21 protein-coding genes and 1 pseudogene are annotated in these 20837 nt (G+C 36.6%); 10 read left to right on the top strand and 12 right to left on the bottom strand.

Annotated elements, in window-relative coordinates; translation table 11 throughout:
* Positions 1-639 precede the first annotated feature (639 nt).
* The 4 genes from LIS78_RS28645 to LIS78_RS28630 all read left to right on the top strand — a co-directional run bounded on the left by LIS78_RS28645 (position 640) and on the right by LIS78_RS28630 (position 5176).
* A complete protein-coding gene (locus LIS78_RS28645) occupies positions 640-2142 on the top strand; it encodes a monooxygenase (protein ID WP_252285544.1) in 1503 nt (500 codons plus the stop codon).
* A 179-nt stretch (positions 2143-2321) separates the two neighbouring features.
* A complete protein-coding gene (locus LIS78_RS28640) occupies positions 2322-2807 on the top strand; it encodes a MarR family transcriptional regulator (RefSeq protein WP_209152047.1) in 486 nt (161 codons plus the stop codon).
* 848 nt (positions 2808-3655) lie between these two features.
* Positions 3656-4210: a peptidoglycan-binding domain-containing protein gene (locus LIS78_RS28635; protein ID WP_209152046.1), complete on the top strand. Its 555-nt coding sequence runs from the start codon at positions 3656-3658 to the stop codon at positions 4208-4210.
* Positions 4211-4639: 429 nt separating this feature from the next.
* The gene (locus tag LIS78_RS28630) at positions 4640-5176 is read left to right on the top strand and encodes a hypothetical protein (RefSeq protein ID WP_209152045.1); all 537 of its coding nucleotides are present in this window, start codon (positions 4640-4642) and stop codon (positions 5174-5176) included.
* Between the two features lie 271 nt (positions 5177-5447).
* Here the strand turns inward: LIS78_RS28630 and LIS78_RS28625 are convergent, their stop codons facing one another.
* The 6 genes from LIS78_RS28625 to LIS78_RS28600 form a co-directional block, all read right to left on the bottom strand.
* Positions 5448-6155, bottom strand: coding sequence for an IS6 family transposase (locus LIS78_RS28625; RefSeq protein WP_252285543.1), 708 nt, complete (start codon positions 6153-6155; stop codon positions 5448-5450).
* A 337-nt stretch (positions 6156-6492) separates the two neighbouring features.
* The gene (locus LIS78_RS28620) at positions 6493-6648 is read right to left on the bottom strand and encodes a hypothetical protein (RefSeq protein ID WP_252285542.1); all 156 of its coding nucleotides are present in this window, start codon (positions 6646-6648) and stop codon (positions 6493-6495) included.
* 22 nt (positions 6649-6670) lie between these two features.
* Positions 6671-6892: a hypothetical protein gene (locus LIS78_RS28615; protein ID WP_209152034.1), complete on the bottom strand. Its 222-nt coding sequence runs from the start codon at positions 6890-6892 to the stop codon at positions 6671-6673.
* Positions 6893-7603 carry an ABC transporter permease gene (locus tag LIS78_RS28610; protein WP_209152035.1) on the bottom strand — a complete coding sequence of 237 codons (711 nt, stop codon included), beginning with the start codon at positions 7601-7603 and terminating at the stop codon, positions 6893-6895.
* Positions 7587-8330 carry an ABC transporter ATP-binding protein gene (locus LIS78_RS28605; protein ID WP_209152036.1) on the bottom strand — a complete coding sequence of 248 codons (744 nt, stop codon included), beginning with the start codon at positions 8328-8330 and terminating at the stop codon, positions 7587-7589. Before LIS78_RS28605 ends, LIS78_RS28610 begins: the two co-directional genes overlap by 17 nt.
* On the bottom strand, positions 8323-8988 hold the full coding sequence (locus LIS78_RS28600; protein WP_127760300.1) for a TetR/AcrR family transcriptional regulator: 666 nt from the start codon (positions 8986-8988) through the stop codon (positions 8323-8325). The genes LIS78_RS28605 and LIS78_RS28600 overlap by 8 nt, the downstream gene beginning before the upstream one ends.
* A 417-nt stretch (positions 8989-9405) precedes the next feature.
* On the opposite strand from LIS78_RS28600, the gene LIS78_RS28595 reads away from it, so the two are divergent.
* A complete protein-coding gene (locus LIS78_RS28595) occupies positions 9406-9786 on the top strand; it encodes a hypothetical protein (RefSeq protein WP_252285541.1) in 381 nt (126 codons plus the stop codon).
* A gap of 339 nt (positions 9787-10125) precedes the next feature.
* Here the strand turns inward: LIS78_RS28595 and ltrA are convergent.
* Positions 10126-11672 (bottom strand): annotated as a pseudogene (gene ltrA / locus LIS78_RS28590) (group II intron reverse transcriptase/maturase).
* Between the two features lie 1130 nt (positions 11673-12802).
* Here ltrA and LIS78_RS28585 point away from each other — a divergent pair.
* From LIS78_RS28585 to LIS78_RS28575, 3 genes are read left to right on the top strand one after another with little or no spacing between them, the layout of a single operon-like run.
* Positions 12803-13075, top strand: a complete 273-nt coding sequence (locus LIS78_RS28585; RefSeq protein ID WP_252285539.1) for a hypothetical protein — start codon at positions 12803-12805, stop codon at positions 13073-13075.
* 48 nt (positions 13076-13123) lie between these two features.
* On the top strand, positions 13124-13471 hold the full coding sequence (locus tag LIS78_RS28580; protein WP_252285538.1) for a hypothetical protein: 348 nt from the start codon (positions 13124-13126) through the stop codon (positions 13469-13471).
* Between the two features lie 40 nt (positions 13472-13511).
* A complete protein-coding gene (locus LIS78_RS28575) occupies positions 13512-13694 on the top strand; it encodes a hypothetical protein (RefSeq protein WP_055991944.1) in 183 nt (60 codons plus the stop codon).
* Positions 13695-14153: 459 nt separating this feature from the next.
* Here LIS78_RS28575 and LIS78_RS28570 read toward each other — a convergent pair whose 3' ends face one another.
* The 3 genes from LIS78_RS28570 to LIS78_RS28560 form a co-directional block, all read right to left on the bottom strand.
* Positions 14154-14441 (bottom strand): DUF1330 domain-containing protein, encoded by a 288-nt coding sequence (locus tag LIS78_RS28570; protein ID WP_252285537.1) that lies wholly within the window; start codon positions 14439-14441, stop codon positions 14154-14156.
* A 269-nt stretch (positions 14442-14710) separates the two neighbouring features.
* Positions 14711-15067 (bottom strand): nuclear transport factor 2 family protein, encoded by a 357-nt coding sequence (locus LIS78_RS28565; protein ID WP_252285536.1) that lies wholly within the window; start codon positions 15065-15067, stop codon positions 14711-14713.
* Between the two features lie 81 nt (positions 15068-15148).
* Complete coding sequence (locus LIS78_RS28560) at positions 15149-16063, bottom strand: helix-turn-helix transcriptional regulator (RefSeq protein ID WP_252285535.1); 915 nt, start codon at positions 16061-16063, stop codon at positions 15149-15151.
* Positions 16064-16241: 178 nt separating this feature from the next.
* Between LIS78_RS28560 and LIS78_RS28555 the strand changes: the two genes are divergently transcribed.
* The gene (locus LIS78_RS28555; RefSeq protein ID WP_252285534.1) at positions 16242-17021 is read left to right on the top strand and encodes an SDR family oxidoreductase; all 780 of its coding nucleotides are present in this window, start codon (positions 16242-16244) and stop codon (positions 17019-17021) included.
* A gap of 515 nt (positions 17022-17536) precedes the next feature.
* Here LIS78_RS28555 and LIS78_RS28550 read toward each other — a convergent pair.
* Positions 17537-18721 (bottom strand): MFS transporter, encoded by a 1185-nt coding sequence (locus tag LIS78_RS28550; protein WP_245210752.1) that lies wholly within the window; start codon positions 18719-18721, stop codon positions 17537-17539.
* A 185-nt stretch (positions 18722-18906) separates the two neighbouring features.
* On the opposite strand from LIS78_RS28550, the gene LIS78_RS28545 reads away from it, so the two are divergent.
* Positions 18907-19818 carry a LysR family transcriptional regulator gene (locus tag LIS78_RS28545; protein WP_252285533.1) on the top strand — a complete coding sequence of 304 codons (912 nt, stop codon included), beginning with the start codon at positions 18907-18909 and terminating at the stop codon, positions 19816-19818.
* 276 nt (positions 19819-20094) lie between these two features.
* Here the strand turns inward: LIS78_RS28545 and LIS78_RS28540 are convergent, their stop codons facing one another.
* Positions 20095-20835: an SDR family oxidoreductase gene (locus LIS78_RS28540; protein ID WP_192101425.1), complete on the bottom strand. Its 741-nt coding sequence runs from the start codon at positions 20833-20835 to the stop codon at positions 20095-20097.
* Between the last annotated feature and the right edge of the window lie 2 nt (positions 20836-20837).

The following is a 20837-nucleotide window of genomic DNA, read 5'->3' as shown; positions in this document are numbered from 1 at the left end:
TTACAGTCATCCTACTGTTTACACAGATGACAAAGGGCTTACCAAGTTCCGCATCTTATAGATACGACGAGGTTAGGTGGGTTCTTTACTCCGGGCAAGATACGGGACGCCTCACAGCAGCATTATGAATCTGCTTTTCCTCTTGCCAATACCCAAGCAAATCTGTGCACTATCCTGAGCTAATCCTGACGAAGCTTACAAACCTTCACTAATGTTCACCATACTCATCTTCCCCTAGCAGTGTTCCGAGTCGTGCACTGACTCTCTGTTTCCGCATTTCCGCATGCAACCCACGAGCCCGTTACCAGGCCCGCAGTTTTGGACGGGGATAGTTTTTGCGTCTAAACCAGTGGCGTAAACCACACTATATAAAAGCGACTTCTTGTCGCACCATAACAGGAATGCTTGGAATATGTTCGTTTATATAATTTTTTTATTTTGTGTAAAAAATTACTTTATTGTAATTTTATCAAATCTGAAAATTTGGCATAGATAGGTATTGCTAGAAAGTAATTGAAGTGATATAATCAAATTGTTTCGCGCGAAACAAAAAAGTCGAAAATGTGATTTGAAAATATGAAAAAAATTAAATCGGAAATGCTGACAAACATCATAAATAAAGAAAAGGAGCTGATTTGAATGGACTTTGAAGTTATCGTAGTAGGCGGAGGACCTGTTGGCATGATGCTGGCATCGGAACTGGCTTTAATGAAAGTGAAAGTGTGCGTCCTTGAGCGATTGAAGGAGACGACGCCTTATTCCAGAGCCCTTACCCTTCATCCTCGTTCACTGGAAATTTTTGATTTTCGTGGATTAAAAGCGAAACTGATGAGAAAAGGAAAGCCGATTCCTACCGGACATTTTGCGGCATTGGATACCCCTCTGGATTTTTCGGTATTAGATTCTACCAGCAATTTTACCCTTTTTATCCCCCAAAATGAAACGGAGAAGGTTATTGAGGAGTGGGCGAGAAGCCTTGGCGTGGAAATTTGGCGTGGAGTAGAGGTTTTATCTGTACATCAGTATTCGCAAGGGGTAGAGATAACTGCTGCCGATCTTAAAGGAGAATTCACACTGACGGCGGCTTATGGGATTGGTACCGACGGTGCAGGCAGTATTGTTCGAAAACAGGCAGGCATCCCATTTGTAGGTACAAGCGAGACACTTACCGGTATGTTGGGAGATGTTGTTTTGCCGGATTTTTCGGAACCGAACGGACTATCCTTCTTCAGCAAGCAGGGGCTGGTCATGGTTGCACCTCTGCCTAATGGATTGCATCGGGTGGTGATGATCGATCCAGAGAGGATGTCTATTTCGAAGCAAGAGCCAGTCACGTTAGAGGAGCTGCGTTCGGGAATGATACGTATCCTCGGAAGCGATTTCGGGATCACCAAACCCTACTGGCTGTCCCGTTATGGAAATGCAACTCGGCAAGCAGAGCGATACCGGGAGGGACGGATATTCCTCGCAGGAGACGCTGCGCATATTCATTTCCCCGCAGGCGGACAAGGGCTGAATGTAGGCTTGCAGGAAGTGGTAAATCTAGGATGGAAGCTGGCTGCCGAGCTGAAGGGCTGGGCTCCGGATTGGCTTCTGGATAGCTATCATGCAGAACGGTTCCCTGTTAATACCGCGCTGCTTCGAAATACCGAGGTTCAAACGCTATTGATGGGATCAGATTTCTCGCCTAAAATGATCGAACTACGTAGCATGTTGTCCAGTATGCTTCAAATACCCGAGGCCAATTACCAGATGGCTAAGCAAATTTCCGCATTGAATGTCCGATACGAGCAGGAGACAAAGGAGCTGCCGCATCCGTTGAACGGCAACCGATTTAGGGACTTGAAACTGTTGCTTGCAGATGGGACGGTTCGGAATGCCTACGAGCTGTTTCGCTCCGGTTCCTTTATCTTGCTTCATCTCGCTTCGGATGATCGTTTGCATGACGCCGTTGAATGGTGCAAATACAAGCACATTCGGGTTGTACTTGCTTCCCTCGCGAATGTCCACTCAGATTGGGAGGACGTTCATACAGCACTGATTCGTCCGGATGGGTATATCGCATGGGCGGTTTCCCGATCGGAGCCAAAGCGTATCGAAGCTGTCAGACAGGGAATCGTCCACTGGTGCGGTGAAATCTGATTTTTATTATTAAAAATGTTTTGCCCGAAACAAAAAAAGAATATTCCTGCTTGAATGTAAGGTTTTGTTTACCTTCAAATACGCAAAAATCAGCACGTAATAAGCCATGACCGTATAAACTTTTTTTCATAAAATAAATATTGTAAAATCAGAGAAATACAAAGAGGTGAAATTAACGAATGTACAATACTGAGCTTTCCAAACAGTGGATTTTGGAGCTTTTCATTCAGCTCATTAGTCAACAGGAGATTAGAGACAGCAAATTCACCGTCAGATTTGGAGAAGAGATGCAAAAACTTCAATCTGAGCTGGGGATGAAGATAGACCTTAATTTATCGGAGATTCATTTAATCGCTTGTATCGGCGATTACGGGCCAATTAACGTCACGATGATCTCCGAAAAGACAAATTTAGCGAAAGGGTCTATCACACGAATAAGCAAGAAGCTATTGAAATTGGATCTGATCAAAAGGCAGCAGCTTCTTGATAACAAGAAGGAAGTTTATTTCCGACTGACAGCAAAGGGACAAAAGTTTCATAAAATCCATGAACAGATTCACCAGGAGATTGAAAACCGGTTTATGAGCTTTTTGGACAAGTACACACCCGAGCAATTGGCCTTTTCCCGAAGGCTGCTACAGGATTTGTTGGAATGGGATTACTAAGATCTTTATAGGGCTGTTCGTTTTTAGAAGTGGAGTAGGTATTTACCCATTAGTTGAATATAGACGAAATATGAAAGAAACGTTTAGCCTAGAAAAAGATGCCGAAGGAGTAGGGGCAAAATGAAAAATTATATAGATGTAACGGAAGGAAAAAATAACTGGAAGCGTTATTTAAGTTCTACTATTCTAGCTTCTGTATTTATGATAATAGGGTCTATAATTTATGGAAGCTATCATGGTGGAGGGAGACTGAAGTAAGAAAACGTACTTTGATTCTGATAATGGAATTGCAATAGGGATAAATGCTAATCTTGACCTTTTATTATCCCACATTGTTTATTTGTTTTGGATTTTGGGCTTGTGGTTAGGATTTCGCTTTATTCATAAAAGGCGAATGAAATCATTAATAACAGCTAATAGACGTGTAAATTGGAAGAGAATAAGCTGGTCCTTTGGTATTTTTACAGCTTTGTTACTAGTAACACAATTAATTGATGTTGTCTTTAATCAGTCTGATTATGCATGGAACCATATAAGTTTGAAAGAGTATCTCCCGTTAGTTTTTATTATTTTTTTTAAAAAAATGTTGTAATATAAATGTAATAATTGTAATATTAACGTTGTGAATGTTACATAAATTTCTTTGATGACCTTTTAATTGAAAAATATCCTTTAATTGGGTTATTTTTATAAAGGCAAACTAGCTAATTGATTATACATAATATAGAAATTTTGTTGCATTTCGTTGTCTTCATTTCACATTCTAGGGCAACTAGTCAAGTTGATTCCTTTAGAACATTAGCAAGATTAATAGACTTTTTATTATTAAAAACGGAGGTTAGTTTACCATGAAGAAAAAATTGTTAGCCGTTATTCCAACTATTATGCTTGTTGCAACACCTTTAGCTATGGGAGCATCTACTGTCGAGGCAGCACCTAAAGCCAACTCTCAAAAAATCGTAGCGAAAGCCGAAACGCGTCCAACTCTGCGTATAGGCTCTCACTCTAGTTATGTAAAAAACTTACAGAAAAATCTTAAAGATGTGAAATATGATACAGGTGTTGATGGAGTATTTGGCCCTAAAACTCAAACGATGGTTAAACAGTTCCAAGCTGATCATAATCTAATTTCTGATGGCATAGTTGGTCCAGCGACATGGGCAGCCTTAGATCAAAATAAAGTAGAAAGACAACAGTTTACCGTAAATAATGCAATTGCATTTGGTCAAAAAAAGCTAGGTAACAATATTGTATTTAGTGGTGACGGTAGATTAGTAAAAGACTCCAAAAAACAATCCTATTACAGATTGAAAGCAGCGAACAAAGACTGGATGAATCAAGGCGGTTCAGGTACAATTGGGTGGTTCCATATTTATAAGGATGGCCGTGTGATCGAAGAATAAAATGGGAAAAGTTATTACAGCGATAAAGCTATTCTAAAGATATTGCACTTATAGCAACATCTTTAAGAATGGGGGCATCAATCACTCATGCAGCATCAAAAGATAATCACGCTCAAAAATTTTTAGCAAAAGCAAAAACACACCCTACGCTGCTTAAAGGTTCTAATTATATGAAAGATTTACAATAAATCCATCAGGATATCAATTTGTAAAATAGCATATATAAAACAAAGTAAAGCCCACTCTTTATAAGAGTGGGCTTTACTTTGTTTTAAAAAAGAGTATCGATAATTGATATTATGCTAAATAGTTAATAAGTAACTATTATAGATTATTTTTACATGGTAATTAATCATAAAGTTGGATACATTATCCATAATTGAGTGTTATCATAACATTTGTACGTATACTATTATAGGAGTGATGAGTTTGAAACGTGTTGTAGGTGTACTTTCTACTGCTCTTTTAGCTGGGACCATGATTTTTGGTGTATCAAATACGGCGGTGCATGCAGATTCTTCTTCTCAACCTTATAAAGTTGTAATACCGGGTGAATTGGATGAAAGTCCTAAAACGATTGGATTTGATGACAAAGCAGAATTTAAAGCGTACTTAAAGGCGCATTCAGTTGCTCCAAATCTTTCGAAATCTCTACAATCTTCATCGCAAATTTATTCTACTTTTTATCATGATACGGATTTACAGGGGGCTCGTTTTACTGTGAACTCGAGTAGAAATCCCGTTATTCTTGCTAATTTTGGTGAATCAAGCAATGATGCGGTTTCATCTGTACTTACGCATCCATTTGGAGACTATACAACGATTTATGAACATAGTAATGCACAAGGACGCGCACTTGCTATTGTGAATAATGGGAAATATTTGAATTTGACAACAGTTAGTATGGGCGATGGAGCAAGAACATGGAATGATCAAGCATCTTCTGCAATTGTAAAAGCAAATTAATCTAATAAACAGGCAGACAATTCATTTGTCTGTCTTTTATATGTAAGTATCAATTATAATTGTTGAAACCCTGCGATTAAAACACATCTATCAACTTAGAAGTATTTTTATACAAGGTTCGGTCGTTCCATATAGTATTTATAGATGGTCTGATCTATGGAAAAGGAGGGAATTTAGTATGAACAAGCTGTTAACTTTGACGATAGCTTCGGAAATGTTTCTTTTGCTATCCTTTTGAAAGAAACATATAGATTCCTAACCGAATCTGCTCTTAGGCAACCATTCCAAATAGTTGATAGATGAACTTTATTTGATTTCGGACAGACTTGTCCTGTAAAACAAGTTGCCCCTTTTTTATCATATGCATTGCTTCTATTCCAGAAATAATGGATGTAGCTGTGCGAAAGGATTTTAGTCCTAACATTGAACGAACTCGCTTTTTAATAAAACGATGATCTTGTTCCACGATGTTATTTAGATATTTGACTTGCCTTATTTGGATGCCTACAGGCATCTTTTTTTCTTTCTTTAACTCTTCAATGGCTATAGGATAGGCTGGGTTCTTGTCTACTGTGATCACACGGGACTTGGAAACATGAAAAGACCGCAAAGCTTTCTCGAAGAAGCGCTTTGCAGCCCTATGATCTCTTGTTTTACTTAGGTAAAAATCAATTGTATTTCCTTCTGAATCAACGGCACGATACAAATACATCCATTGTCCTTTTACTTTTATATAGGTCTCATCCACTCGCCAAGAATCATTAATTGTCTTAAGGTGACGCCGTACTCGCTCATCTAATTCAGGGCCATATTGATGAACCCAGCGCATAATTGTTGTATGAGCAATGGAAAGTCCTCGTTCTTCCATCATTTCAACCAAATCACGAAAGCTGAGGTTATACCGTAGGTACCATCTTACATTTAACATAATGATATCAGGTTGATAGTGTTTCCACTTAAATGAATTTTGCTTTTCCATACCGATCACTTCCTTTTTAGAGTACTAGTATCAGTATGTCCAAGTTTAAAAGATTTGTTTCAAGCTAGGTTGTATTTTTGCACCAGATCCAATACTTCTAACATACATACCCCCGTCCTGTTTTGGATGGGGGTAAAATAAAGTTGTTAAATTTTTCATAAAGGATGCTTTAGCAATAAAGTCGTTTACCACAATCGCGCCCATTTATGGAATAAGCAAGAACTTCTATTAGCTGGATTTGTAGGAGTTCAATAGTCTGAAAAAGCTGATCAGTAAACATTTTGTATTAACACTACCCATAGTTGAACAAGAACGCACAATTTCCCTCTATCCTTCACTACTTTCTCCGTTCCGCAGAGAAGGATTTTGCAACTTTTGTTGCTCCCAAAAATAGGTTATGTTTCTCTCGAATATCTTCTGAAGGAGTATAAGGATTTGAATCCGATGTAACAGTTACCTTTTTAGGGTTTTTTTCTATTAAAATAGGTTTCATTTTACTATCCCTTTTTCTTTATCTAGATTTGAATAGTCCCACTCACAATAGCGACGATACCAATTACCGCACAAATTAAACCAGTATTTATTTTACCTGTTTTTCCTTTTGTACGCTTTCCAGAGAGGAAGAGGAAAATTCCTAATATAACAAGCACAATTCCAAGACCAATACTAAAAATATAAAGTTGGGATGAAGCACTTTCAAGTACATGATTAATGGACTTTTCAATTCTTTGTTCCATTTACTCTACCTCCATATGATTTACTTTGTGAATCAGATTTACAGAAAAGATTATTCCGACAAATATCATAATCAAACTGAATATATACATAAACGTTATACTTGAAGTGGTGTTTACCACAATATTGCACATCAGCGAAGCCAAGAGAACAGCCGAAACAATAGTAGTAGGAACTGATTTCTTAATAAACCCAATGCCCGTTGCTATAATTCCTATACATGCGGCTATAATGGCCATGACAACTGTAATTTTTATAGCTTGTAGCATAATAGCAGCCGTAAAGCCTCCACTGACAAGATGCATAGTTTTTTCGGTTATACCAAATATCAAAAAAATAATGAGATTGCTAATAATCATTGAAATAATCGTAAATATGCTAACAACACTTAATTTTGAAAATAAGATCTTTTTTCTGCTTATCGGGTATGAAAAAAGTAAAACAGGTCTATTTCCAGAATAATCCTCGATTATAAATTTAGAATACATAACAGCTGATAGGACGCAAAAAGCCGCCATATTTAATACACCAAACAAAGGGATCAGATTGTTATATCCTAAAAAAATCTCTAAATCTTTATCGTTTGGCTCTAGCTTTGGCGCATAGGCAAAAAGATAGAGGAAACCTAACATGACTATAGCAATCATAATGCTGGCAATTACATAAGTACGAATGTTGTTTCTTCTCAATTCCAATTTAATAAGTTTTATCATTGCTTATCCTCCCGGTCATGATATCCATAAAATACTCTTCAAGACCATTCGGGGATTCTGCCTTTACTTCAGCCAAAGAAGTCTCTCGTATAACAGTGCCGTTTACAATCACCCCAATGGTATCAGCAATATGCTCAATTTCCGATAAAATATGACTGGAAATCAATAAGGTCATATCTTGATTTTTAACAAGATCAAGGAACAATTCTCTCATTTCTCTAATTCCAATTGGATCTAGTCCGTTAATGGGTTCATCTAAAATCAACAATTTAGGTTTATGAATGATAGCTCTTGCAATGGCTAATCGTTGACGCATACCAAGAGAGAATTTTGACACAGGCTGTTTGCCTGTGTCATTTAATCCGACTTTAGTTAAAACAGAGGCTATATCCGTGTCATTATCTTCCATATAGGCAAGGTGTATTTCTAAATTTTCAATTGCTGATAAATGCTCATAAAATACAGGAGTTTCAATGATCGTTCCAATATTTCTTAAAATTTCACTTCGGTGAGACCTAACATCCATTTCTAAAACTTGTGCATTCCCCATTGTCGGTGTAAGCAAGCCAGACAGCATTTTAAATACCGTTGTTTTTCCAGCTCCATTTGCACCTAAAAAACCATAAATAGTACCTTTTTGCACATTCATATTGCAATTTTTTATTACTTCATTTCCATCAAAGGTTTTTGTAAGGTTTTCGACTTTTACAGCAGAAATATTATTCATTTGTTTTGTTCTCCTCTGGATATAACCTTTGCAATAATTCTTTTATCTTTTCAAGCAAATCATCATTCAATATATCCATTCCGATTGATTTCATCATATGTTGCAAAAACTTCAAACGCATGGCTAATTTGGCATGGTTACACTTAAAAACAACAGGGTCGCACCAAATATTCATCAATAGTAAAAAAACCTCTGCACATTCTTCGGGATAATCAGTAATAAGTGAGCCATCTGCTATTCCTTCCTTTATGATTTCAGTAATGAGTGCAGAGTCTTTGTTTACGCAGTCCTGCATATATGACACTACAAATTCTGGACTTTTTATGCGTGAACCCATCACATCGTCCAAATAGTGTACCTCTTGGCTGGAAAAGCTCTTATGCAAAAGAGTAATTAGCTTTTCTTTTCCAGTACAAGACCCCATTTCAGATAACCAACCCTTTATCATATTTTCTACGCTTTGTGCCTGCATTTCCGTAACGGCATTGATGATTTCATCCTTGGATTGAAAATGATGATAAATAGCCCCTTTTGATATTCCTGCAGTTTCAGCGATATCCTTTATACTGGTTTTATCAAATCCTTTTTCCAGAAATAGTTTTGCAGAAACAGACAAAATGGTTTCAATCGTTGCTTGTGAATTATATTTTTTCGCCATACTTATTAGCCTCCAAACAAAAAAACATACCGATCGTCCGGTTTTTATTTTACTATATCCATTTTTTTGAAATTTGTCAATATTGATAGAACAAATTTCTGTACTTCGATCTTCTTTATTCCTTTTTAACTTCAAATGTTCTTGGGATATGTCCGAGATAAGTCCGTAAATGGCCATATAGATGGATATAAATGTAAAATAGTTTTTCTTACTCTTACCATCACAAAAACGGTCGTTTTTGTGACGAGTGAAAAGTATGTAAAGTTAATTGTTTGTATGTATGTGTATGGTTCGTTATAGTTTTTATATGATTATATGTAAAAGTGTCAATGTGTGTAAGAATTCTATAGGTAGAGAAAGATTATTCTAGCAGCTAATCAACCAATGAGAATCTATCTATTTAAAAGGTGAGGAAGAATGAAGAATCAAATAAAAGAGGAAATCGTAAAATATCTAGATGGCACTGAATCTTATGTTTCCTTTATCCAACTAGAAAATTACTTAAAACAAGAAGGAATACCCTACGACGGGGAATACTCTGTTCATATACCTGGTCATCCTACTATTATGATGTGGCAGGGGATGTCTCAGGATTTTGCCAGAGCAATCCTTGAACTAGTATTTGAAGACTTTGAGATTACTCCTACATATGTCCCTCAGAGCCTCTATACATTAGAAGGGAAAGAAATTGACTTACCGATTGCTGAGAATTTACATTATGAGGACACGATTAAAAGGTGGGCGCCCGTTATGTTTAAGCGAACGAGTCTCTATAAAAAGGATCTTATTTCTAAGTAAGGTGAGAAGAATGAGAATTTGAAACGTAATAAGTTCATATGTTCTTCAAAGGTTGTATGAGCCGTACAACCTTTATGTTTTAAATCTGCAACTTCTTGTTACATAATTGGAATAAAACACAAGGGAAATGAACTGCACCCCAATTGTTAGACAAAAACTAATAATTGGAGGTGCAGTTCATTACACCAGTAGTTTTTTTCTTTTTGAGCTATATATGTTATTTATTTTTAGTTTAGTCGGGTAGGCGGGCACTCTCACGAGCGCCCGCCCCCCTAAGAACCGTACGTGACAGATTTCCCGTCATACGGCTCAAGCCTTCTTTTTATCCAAACAACTTCTTTATTTAATACACGGTACATGTACTAATTTAGCAACTTTGCCTGTAGAAACTTCTAAGTGTTGTACAGTAACTTTTTCGCCATTTTGTAGAGTGTGTTTACATAATGTGCAACGGTAACCTTGTTTCCTTGCGAGTTTTATCCTATCTAGCGTATTTTCGCTATTGAAGACCTTACGGTCTCGCTTTTCCCAATATCCTTTTAGGTTCGGATCATCTGGACTGTTTTTATAGGCTACCATCACATGTCGTTCTATTTTAATCCAGGCCATCTTCAACAATTGAATATTAGTAAGTGGACAGGTGAGAGTCCATTTATCATTTCCACCGTGGTTGGGCTTCTTAAAATAACGCCTGGTAATCCATTTCCACGATTTTTTTGGATGTAATTGTTTAAGATGTTTGATTAATTTAGAGAAAACATAATAGTCCATATAACTAAACGTCTTTTTGGAAACGACATGTTTCCAATACTGTCCGTAACCTCTAATAATAGGGTTTAAGACACGTATAATTTCTTTTACTGGTCGTCCTCTCATTACTGTGAACGTATCTTTTATCTTGTTTTTAGCTTTTTTGATACTGTCTTTGCTAGGTTTGATCAATAACTTCTTTCCTTGTCCTGTGTTGTATTGACGCAGCGAGAAGCCAAGAAAATCGAACCCATTCTCGATATGTGTAACCCTAGTTTTATCCGTGCTGAGTGTAATTCCTCGTTTTTGTAAATAAGGAATTAGGTTTTGATACATACTTTCAGCTTGTTCCTTCGTTTCTGTTACGATGACGAAGTCATCTGCGTAGAGAACACGTCCTATCTTACACTTGGGGTCGATTTTATATCCTCCGTTTGGTTTGTATGTCTTTTTATAGATAATACCAATCTCTTTTTCCATACCGCATAAGGCGATATTGGCTAGGAGGGGGGACACAATGCCTCCTTGCGGAGTTCCTTCCTTTGTTGGACGGAGCATATCCTGCTCTATGTATCCCATCTTGAGCCACCTTTTGATAAGAGGGGTTCCTGGAAACGTAGATATTTGTTCTACTATCCAATCATGTTTGAGGTGGTCAAAACATCCTAAGAAATCCCCCTCAAAAACCCACTTTTTCTTACTGTTGGTGTTAAGCTTGTTAAAGAGATTACTTATAGCATCGTGTGTGCTTCGTTTAGGACGAAAACCATAGGCGGTAGACTCGAATCTGCCTTCCCATTGCGGTTCGAGTGCATTCTTCACGACATTTTGGTACACTCGATCTCGCATTGTCGGAATACCGAGAGGTCTTAGTTTTCCATTTTTCTTAGGAATAAACATTCGCTTCGCTGGCTTTGGGCGATGCTGAAAGACATTACATTTAACTAATTGTTGATAAAGTTTGATACGTTCGTTTGGATTTGAGGCCGTGTAGCCGTCTACTCCAGGTGTTCGCTTACCGTTATTTTGTTGTGTCACTCTGCGAATAGAAAGTAGTAGATTTGCTTTACTCGAAGGAGTAAGCGTTGAAGCTTCCTTACTTTCCTTTGTTGATTCTGTTGTTCGGCACGATAAATTCTTTGTCGTAACTTCGTTACATATTTTTGTACAGTATTCCAATCAATAGAGTACCAACCTTTATGCGAGACGTGCGCCGACGCTCGTGGAGAGGTATTCATAACAGCACGCTCCTTGTCGTTAAAAGATAGCCACAAATTTATTTTCGTGTTGAAGACCCATGAGAAGTAGGCGCTCTTTCGAGCCTGTCATTGTCTATAAAGACGACAGTATCCGTCCAGTTATACAACGTTTCTGCTTTCCTGTCCCTTTTCAGGGTAACGGCTTTCGCTTTTCTCATATCCCATACCCTCTGCCACATCGTTTGACTTTGCAGTCATCCTACTGCTTATGCAGATGACATAGGGCTTACCAAGTTCCACATTCTACAGATGCGATAGGGGGAGGTAGGTTCTTTACTCCGGGTAAGATGCGGGACGCATCAGAGTAGCCTTATGATTCTACTTTTCCTCTTACCAAGACCCAAGCCAATCTATGCATTATCTTGGGCTAAGAGTAACGAAGCTTACAAACCTTCACTTTCGTTTACCATACCTATCTTCTCCTAGCAGTATTCTGGACCATGCATTTGTCCTCTGTTTCCGCATTTCCTCATGCAACCGACAGACTCGTTACCAAGAATGCCGTTTTGGATGGAGATCATCTCCGCGTCTAGATGAGTAGCGTTAGCTACACTGTAAGAAAGCGACTTCTTGTCGCACCATAAACACTCTTTCCGGAACCAAGCAAGCAAAAGAACCCTTGGGACAGTAGGATTCCACCAAGGATTCTTTTCCGGAGTATGCATCTTTTTATACACTGTTGATTTATCAACGTTTTCTCAGTAGGTGGTTGAGAAACTAATGTATAAGAAGTGCACCTTTTATACATATGTTAACCTCTATAAAAAATTGCCTATATGCGAAAAATATGATGAAAATAGCTTATTCCATACATCAAATATGTATGAGCTCTACTAAAAGCAGCCGAAATAATCACGGTTGCTCTTTTTTTGCCTAAAATCGTGTTGCTAGCGAACTCATACGCAAAATTAAAAGTCTTTTCGTGAGTAGTTGTATTAGTAATTTCCTCATACTACCTCTTATTTTCTTCAACACAAATCAAATAATACGTTTAGGAGGTCAATTAAATGTCATTAAGAGATAGACTTAGACCTCCTCGATCAGTTCGTAGAGCAGCTAGGTCTCTTGATCCAAGCAAGGTTTTAACCGGAGAAGTTTCTACAGGAGAATATTTTGGAGTAGACTTAAATCCAGGTGATTTTAAATCAGTAACAGATAATGCTGATGAGAAAGCTAAAGAATACAGTAATAGTGAAAGAGAAAATAAAAATTACTGTGATTGTGTAGTTGCGGTAGCTGCTGGATGTGCGGTAGCTGGTGCTGCTCTTGGGGGCCTGTAGGAGCAGGGCTAGGTGCCTTAGGCGGTTTTCCTGCAGCAAGGCTAGCGTGTGGACGAATTTATACTTCTGGACCTTGTGAATAATGAAATGGAAGAAGTGATTTTTATGCTCCCTTTTGCTGGGATGTTTGAGGATGGTCTTATTGGAGGATTTAACCCTAGAAAGCAGGCACGCGAACAGGTTAACGCTATTGCAAATCAGAGAGCTAAAAATTATAGTGAAAGTGAAAGAGAAAATAAAAACTATTCTAATTGTGTTGCTGTAGTTTCTGTTGAATGTGCTAACGATAGTAGTATTTTTGATGGTGCTGGAATTGAAGGAATAATGGCTGACGGTGGCATTGCTGTAGCAAAGATAGCTTGTGGTCGCATATATAAATCAGAACTATCAGAATAATAAAAAGCGCAATCAAGTAATACAGCTAGGAGGTGTTTTTATGCCAGAACACGGTTTCAATCAAACACATGATAATAACAATCATAGCAATAGTTATGATACAAACGGTGGAAGTATCCAACCAGTAGATGTACCCCAATCTGTCGGAAATAAAATTCCTGCTGAAAACGATGGACTAACTGGAAAAGTAAATGCAAACCTCGGATACCATCCAAAAAAATAGCACGAAAAAACCGCCCTACAAAAGTAAGGCGGTTCTCCGATAAGTTTTATCTTACAAAACTAAAACCATGTAGAATCTTTATTTTTTGGAAATTATACCATTTAACGAAAAAAAGAGCAACCCTAAAGTTACTCTTTCTCTCAGCAAAAACTAACACAAAATGTGTGCATTGGTGCTCAAGGAGTGTTCAATAAAGTATACTTTTACGAACAAGTTATTTAAATCTATTATAAGATGTTAAAATAATTATTATCGTTAACAAAAAAGAAAGCTACCACATCGTTGCAGGATGGATAGCTTTTAGGGAATTTACATTAAAAAAATCCCCTCTATAGTAGACAGAATAGGGTGTTTTCTTTTACTTGTCTACTATAAGGAGAGCATACCACATTATTTTTGGTTGCCTTTTTGAAAAAATTAATTATTTATTATTGTTGTAAGTTTACTCTAATATATTTGTTAAACACCTTGTATTATAAAACCTCGATAGTTCCCGCCTTTAAGTCTGTACTGAAGGGCTTCTTGATATGCAGGGCTATTATACCAAGTATTTGCTTCTTCAAAAGTGGGGAATTCTAGAATTACTGCACCTTCAATTTGTGGGCCTTCTAGCACCAAATGCTTTCCATATACTGCACGTGGTGTGACCGGGTGTCCTTTTAATCCTGCAGGAGACTTTTCGGCGTAAATTTCAAGTTGGGATGAATTTGTAGTTTTTTCACGTATAAAAACAACGTATGCTGTCATATTTCCTCTTTCCTCCTATTTGCAAATTGCTAAGATATCGAAAATTAAGTACTCACCTTATAAATATTAAAAGTTCAGTTTAAATTTAACTTATTTTAATCTGAAGGAGAGCAATCGTCGAAAGAGCTAATAGAGCAAATTCTTATTAATATTCTGGTCCTGCTTTAAACGAGCCTGTATAAGGTTTACTCTTCTCCTTTAGGATAATATGATCTTACTTATTCCCTTAAGATTCTTCAAAATAACAGTAAGTTAATCATTACATAAGTTTAACTAGTTATATGCTTAGTTTCAGAACAAATTAACTCTTCAATCTTTCCCGATCTTAATTTAAAACGATGGTCTATAAGTAAAGGAGACGGAAGGCCTGTCTTATCGAAGTCGCCATCGACTTCAGCAGTTACCGTTATTCTGTCGTCTTGTTCTGTATAGTTTTTAATCTTAAACTTCACATTAGGATTAAAAATTGCATTTTTACTCCATTTTTCTATAGCTTGAATACCCTTTATTTTCTTTTTTTCGTCAAATATATAAGCGTCTTTTGTAAAGACTTCTATAAAATTCTTATAGTTATTATCATTTGCGAATTGGAAAAATCTTCTAACAGATAGTGGTAAATAGCTCATTTCGAGGTATCTCCTTTCTATTTTTCATCAAAACAGGACCCATTAAATATAACAGGTGTTACTTGACAACGTTATGTCATATTATGATCTTTGATTTAAATTTTTTTTAACAGTATCTAGATCTCCCAAAATTTTATTTCGTAAATGCACCGGCTCAATATCTTCAATAAGGGTACCGAAAGACAAAATATAGCTATATAACCAACTCCCTAAAGACATTTTTGTACGTATAGTATAGGAACCATCCTCATTGTGTACCACAGCACCTTCTTCAAATTCATCATATACCCGAAATGCTCCTTGGGAGGAAATTCGTAACTTTACCTCTATCAATTCTGGCAAACTATTTTGTTTTGCATTTTCTATGGAACTCTCCTTCTCTCGGGGCTCGAAATCAATATCTGTTATTTTTACTTCTTTCATCCTGTTCACTTTGAAGGTACGGAATGCGCTACTTTCTAGGCAATACCCATATAAATACCAAGACTTATCTTTGAATAGAAGTTTAACCGGCTCGACTTGTCGGCTACTCTTTATACCTGAAACATTAAAGTAACGAAATAAAATTAAATGATGATTCATTATTGCTTCCCGAAGTAGATAGAAAAGTTCTTTTCGGCTATGCCTGCTACCCCAAGGAGAGAAATCTACTTCAATCCAATTAGCTTTATCTTTTTTAAACAAATTACTAAGCTTTGACAACACACTATCTATCTCTGGATAAGCAGCTGCATTTAAACTTTGAAGGGCCATAAGAATCTCATCTTGTTCACTTTCAGATAGCAGAGAGGTATTGAATACATAGTCATCTAGTAGAAAAATTCCCCCTCCCTTTCCTTGACTACTGTAGACAGGAATTCCTGCAGCACTGAGGTCATCTATATCACGATAAATAGTGCGCGTGGATACTTCAAAGTGATCTGCTAATTCTTTAGCCGTTGCTTTCTTCTTATTAAGTAAATGGTAAATAATTTCGAAATGTCTGCTAATCGGCACACTCTCACCTCTTTCTATAAAGAATAGATTAAACTTGGCACTACATAATGTCATTCATTTAGCATTGACGCTATTAATATTTTTAAACATGACATAATGTTGTCATATTTAATTTGTTAGGATAGTCTTATCAACTCATGTATATATTCATTACATGTGAGAAAAAAGGAGATTCAAAATGAAAACAACACAAGAACTGGTAGGAAAAAGAGCATTGGTTACTGGTGGAACAAGAGGCATGGGAAAAGCGATTGTAGAAAACTTGAAGGCAAAGGGTGCGACAGTCGTGACTACAGCAAGATCCGAACCGGAGGAAGGAACTACTGCTGATCTTTTTATTTCAGCCGATATAAGAACTACAGAAGGAATAAAAGTACTTACTGAGCGCACGCTAGATTTCCTTGGAGGGATTGATATTATAGTTAATAACGTCGGCGGTTCTTCAGCTCCCGCAGGAGGAGTGCTTGCTCTTAATGATAAAGATTGGATGGAGGCTATAAATTGGAATTTATTATCTGCAGTTCGACTTGATCGCAATCTATTACCGGCAATGATGCAACAAAAATATGGAACAATTGTTCACATTTCTTCTATTCAACGAACACTACCTTTATTTGATTCTACGTTAGCATATGCAGCTGCAAAAGCTGCATTAAGTAATTATAGTAAGGGGCTATCCAATGAAGTAGCAGCTTTTGGCATACGTGTTAATACTGTCGCGCCTGGCTTTATTCAAACAAAGGCAGCTGACGCAATGATCGAACGACTTCAAGAAAAATATGGTTCTTACGAACAAGCATTACAGGAACTTATGAGTTCACTTGGAGGTATTCCACTTGGAAAACCAGGACAACCAGAAGACGTTGCAGAATTAGTAGCCTTTCTTGTTTCTGATCGTGCCAAAGCGATCACTGGAAGTGAATATAAGATTGATGGTGGAACGGTTCCAACGATTTAAAAAGCTATTTCATAAGGCATGTTTAAAGCCGTCCAGCATATGTATAAAAGCTGCATAAAGCAGAAATCGTAGCCTCATCGAAGCCCTTGAGTACCAAGGGTTCTTTTTTGTGGTAACCGAAAATATAAAATAAATTTCTTTTATACAAAAGAGTAAATAGATAAACTCACTTATAAAAATTATTGTTTTATCATTTACTCTTAGTGAGGACAAATATGAACTTTTTCTACAAGATAGGTAATTAGTAAACTATTTTTAAATAAAATATGTTAAATATTATGCTTATTATCAAACATAATATAACATCTACACTAATTAATATTGTAGCTTTTGTATTTACTAATATTTTCGTGATGATTTAGATTTACCTACAGTAATGAATGCACCAATAACATCTCCCTCCTGTTCTGTCAAATTAAAAAATCCTTTGCTGTTCATATCGGCAAAGGATTCTTTTTTATTTTTCATGAAATCAATTTAAGTGTTAAAAAATTCTTTTTTTCTTGAAATTTTAGTTAGATCTCCTTTTGCTCCTTAATATCCTTAAGGTGTCTCGCCTTATACATTAAGATAAGGGCGACAATTAGCAATGAGGAAAGACTGTACATCTCTCTGTAACCAGTTAGACTAGCAACTCCACCTAGAACCGGAGCACCAAGAGCCATTCCTAAATCCATAGAACTGAGGGACATGGCATTAGCCGTTCCTTTTTTATCAGGCGTTACCCTGCTTACCGCCCATGCTTGAAATGAAGGTTGCATGACACTGTAAGCAATACCGTAAAGTACGGCTGCAATGAAAAATGTCGTAAGGCCATGTGCAAATGCTATTAAAATCAAACCAATGATGCTGCAGATACTTGCCGGATAAATTAAGTACTTATGCCCCATTTGATCGTAAATTTTTCCCGAAAATGGTCTAACTAATACGATGACAACCGCAATAATTAAAAAGAAGAGAGAAACTTTGCTACCTAAATGATTTTCTTCCCCTAGACCATTAATAAAATTGACAATGCCTGAATAAGTGCAATAAAAAAGCATGACTAAAAAGCATGGAAGCATAGCCTGTTTATCAAAAACAAAATTCACTAGTGATTCTCTTTGGATCGGTGATTCAGCGAATGAAGATGATTGTTTGATTTTGATAAACAACGAGAAAATAAATGAGACTACTATTAGAAACAACGTTATAAAAAGAAGAAATTTAAAAGAGAATGAATGTAGAATTGACAAAGCAATCATCGGACCAAGGGTTGTTCCTAGACTTGTCGCCATTCCAAAATAGCCAATTCCTTCACCCATTCGTTCTTTGGGAATCAAATTTGTTGCAAGAGTAGCTAATAGATTTGTTGTAACTCCAAAGCCTATACCTTCTAAAATTCGTATTGATATTAATAAAGGAATAACTTGTTGATTGTAACTAATCATAATACAAACAAGCACAAAAAGGAGCATAACGCATAGTACCTGTTTGATATTTATTTTATGCATTAAAATTCCTGTTACTGGACGAGTTATAATCGCGGCCAACATAAAGGTCGTCGTCATAACGCCTCCTAAAGTTGGGTTATGACTAAACTCTGTAACAAAAATTGAAAATCCCCCTGTAAGCATCTGTAGACACAGGTAGAACGAGATAGTTATTAAAATAATAAGAGAAAACTGCCACGTCCATAATTTCGATACTGATGAATACAACCTAAAAACCTTCTTTCTGCGTGATTAAAACTTATTAATTTTTTATTAATGAGCCTAAATACTGTGACTGTGGAGTGAAGAATTCTTCGTTTCTACTTTACAAGACGCTAATATATATGTCTAATATATATATGATAATAAATTAATACATTTAAAGTATTAATAATGAAAAGAGAGGGATTACAGTGGAATTACGCCATTTGAAATATTTCAAAGCAGTAGCTGAAGAACTACATTTTGGTAAAGCTGCAGCTCGTTTGAATATCGCACAACCACCACTAAGTCTTCAGATCCGTAATTTAGAAGAAGAATTAGGAGTATCCCTTTTTCATCGGACGAAAAGGCATGTGGAGTTAACCAAAGAAGGACAAGTGTTTCTAGAAAAAGTTTATCAACTTTTCAAAAGTTTAGATGAATCAATCGAAGCAGTTAGAATGGTGAGTCGAGGAGAGATTGGAGAAATCGTTATTGGTTACTTAGCTTCAGCAGCTTATGACGTTCTTCCAGCCATCATAAAACAGTACAGAAAACAATACCCCTCTATTCATGTGAATTTAAAACAACTTACGTCTGCAGAACAACTAAAAGCTTTACAAGAGGGAACTATTCATATTGGGATAATTAGTGAGCCAATTGAAAATGAGTCGCTTAATCTTGAAATAATTAGAAAAGAACCTATGGTTGCAGCCTTACCAAAAGAACACCCTTTAGCTTCCAAAACATCCTCCATCGATCTTATTGAGTTAGCCAATGATCCTTTTATTTTAACTGGAAGAAATTCAAATCAAAGTCATTATGATGGGATAATTAATAGTTGTTATGACGCAGGATTTAGCCCAAACATCATACAAGAAACAAAAGAAATGTCCACTGTTATATCTTTAGTTTCTGCAGGAATTGGTATAGCTATAGTCCCTGCCTCAATACAATTATTATTACAAAATGAAGTGGTATATCGTGACATTCGAGATAACAAATTCAATACTGTCACAGCTCTTGTATGGGAAAATAAAAATCAATCGCCAATAGTAAACGCTTTTGTTGAATTAGTAAAAGAATCTGTTATTCCAATTTTTAATAAGTATGAATGTTTTTGATATTATCTGAGGTCATGCACAGTTTCTAATGATTTATTCTTGTATTCAAATTCATCGTTAGTTTAAGTAAAAGTATATAAAATGAAAATGATATATTCTATGTATGCTTAGTTATCACAATGAAAATTATCGGCAACTTCGTGCTAAAAAGCCCTTATATCAAGGGCTTTTTGCATTTATAAAGATGTAACTTCTCCTTTCATTATTGGCAAAGTAGAAGGTAATGAATAAGCAGCCTCAAGAAAAGTGGGGCTGCCTCATTACAAAATTTTCTTTTTAGAGTTCTTGAATTGTTGGACGAACAATCATCTCATTAATCGCTACATCTGATGGTTGTTCAATAGCAAATGCAATGGCACGAGCAATACTAGCAGGCTCGATTCCAATTTTACTAACTTCAACGATTTCAGATTTTAATTCCTCATCTGAAATGGATTCTAGTAATTCTGTAGAAATAGTCCCTGGCGAAATAATAGTTGTACGAATATTATTAGGTGCCTCTTCCTTACGGAGACCTTCTGTAATGGCACGTACAGCAAACTTTGTACCACTATAAACTGCACTAGCATGGAATACTAAGTGGCCAGCTATCGAGGAAACATTAATGATATGCCCTTCTTTTCTTTCTCTCATGGAAGGAAGGACAGCAGCAATACCATAAAGTACACCCTTGATGTTAATATCAATCATCGAATCCCATTCATTGATTTTTTTCTGATAAACAGGTGACAGTGGCATTACTCCTGCATTATTAACCATTACATCAATTTTTCCAAACTCTGTAAGAGCATACTCAGCTAACTCTTCCATTTGTTCATGTGAGGCAACATCCGTCACTTTATAAATAGCTTGCCCACCATTCTTTTGAATCTCTTCTTGCAATTTCTTTAACCGATTTTCGCGACGAGCCGCCAATACCAGCTGCGCACCTTTAGATGCAAGTTCTTTTGCAGTAGCTTCTCCAATCCCACTGGAAGCACCCGTAATAATGACAACCTTATCTTGAATATTTGACATAT

Origin of the sequence: Priestia megaterium (assembly GCF_023824195.1) — a bacterium.
Taxonomy (GTDB): domain Bacteria; phylum Bacillota; class Bacilli; order Bacillales; family Bacillaceae_H; genus Priestia; species Priestia megaterium_D.
The sequence above is the reverse complement of the archived record's forward strand: the minus strand, read 5'-3'. Positions and strand labels throughout refer to the sequence as shown.

What these genes read in the sequence shown, in the direction of transcription:
- LIS78_RS28615 (WP_209152034.1), bottom strand. Translation starts at nt 6,892, where the DNA reads ATGGAACAAAGAATTGAAAAGTCCATTAATCATGTACTTGAAAGTGCT.
- LIS78_RS28570 (WP_252285537.1), bottom strand. Translation starts at nt 14,441, where the DNA reads ATGACAGCATACGTTGTTTTTATACGTGAAAAAACTACAAATTCATCC.
- LIS78_RS28610 (WP_209152035.1), bottom strand. Translation starts at nt 7,603, where the DNA reads ATGATAAAACTTATTAAATTGGAATTGAGAAGAAACAACATTCGTACT.
- LIS78_RS28565 (WP_252285536.1), bottom strand. Translation starts at nt 15,067, where the DNA reads ATGAGCTATTTACCACTATCTGTTAGAAGATTTTTCCAATTCGCAAAT.
- LIS78_RS28640 (WP_209152047.1), top strand. Translation starts at nt 2,322, where the DNA reads ATGTACAATACTGAGCTTTCCAAACAGTGGATTTTGGAGCTTTTCATT.
- LIS78_RS28645 (WP_252285544.1), top strand. Translation starts at nt 640, where the DNA reads ATGGACTTTGAAGTTATCGTAGTAGGCGGAGGACCTGTTGGCATGATG.
- LIS78_RS28595 (WP_252285541.1), top strand. Translation starts at nt 9,406, where the DNA reads ATGAAGAATCAAATAAAAGAGGAAATCGTAAAATATCTAGATGGCACT.
- LIS78_RS28620 (WP_252285542.1), bottom strand. Translation starts at nt 6,648, where the DNA reads ATGAAACCTATTTTAATAGAAAAAAACCCTAAAAAGGTAACTGTTACA.
- LIS78_RS28555 (WP_252285534.1), top strand. Translation starts at nt 16,242, where the DNA reads ATGAAAACAACACAAGAACTGGTAGGAAAAAGAGCATTGGTTACTGGT.
- LIS78_RS28575 (WP_055991944.1), top strand. Translation starts at nt 13,512, where the DNA reads ATGCCAGAACACGGTTTCAATCAAACACATGATAATAACAATCATAGC.
- LIS78_RS28585 (WP_252285539.1), top strand. Translation starts at nt 12,803, where the DNA reads ATGTCATTAAGAGATAGACTTAGACCTCCTCGATCAGTTCGTAGAGCA.
- LIS78_RS28600 (WP_127760300.1), bottom strand. Translation starts at nt 8,988, where the DNA reads ATGGCGAAAAAATATAATTCACAAGCAACGATTGAAACCATTTTGTCT.
- LIS78_RS28625 (WP_252285543.1), bottom strand. Translation starts at nt 6,155, where the DNA reads ATGGAAAAGCAAAATTCATTTAAGTGGAAACACTATCAACCTGATATC.
- LIS78_RS28635 (WP_209152046.1), top strand. Translation starts at nt 3,656, where the DNA reads ATGAAGAAAAAATTGTTAGCCGTTATTCCAACTATTATGCTTGTTGCA.
- LIS78_RS28540 (WP_192101425.1), bottom strand. Translation starts at nt 20,835, where the DNA reads ATGTCAAATATTCAAGATAAGGTTGTCATTATTACGGGTGCTTCCAGT.
- LIS78_RS28605 (WP_209152036.1), bottom strand. Translation starts at nt 8,330, where the DNA reads ATGAATAATATTTCTGCTGTAAAAGTCGAAAACCTTACAAAAACCTTT.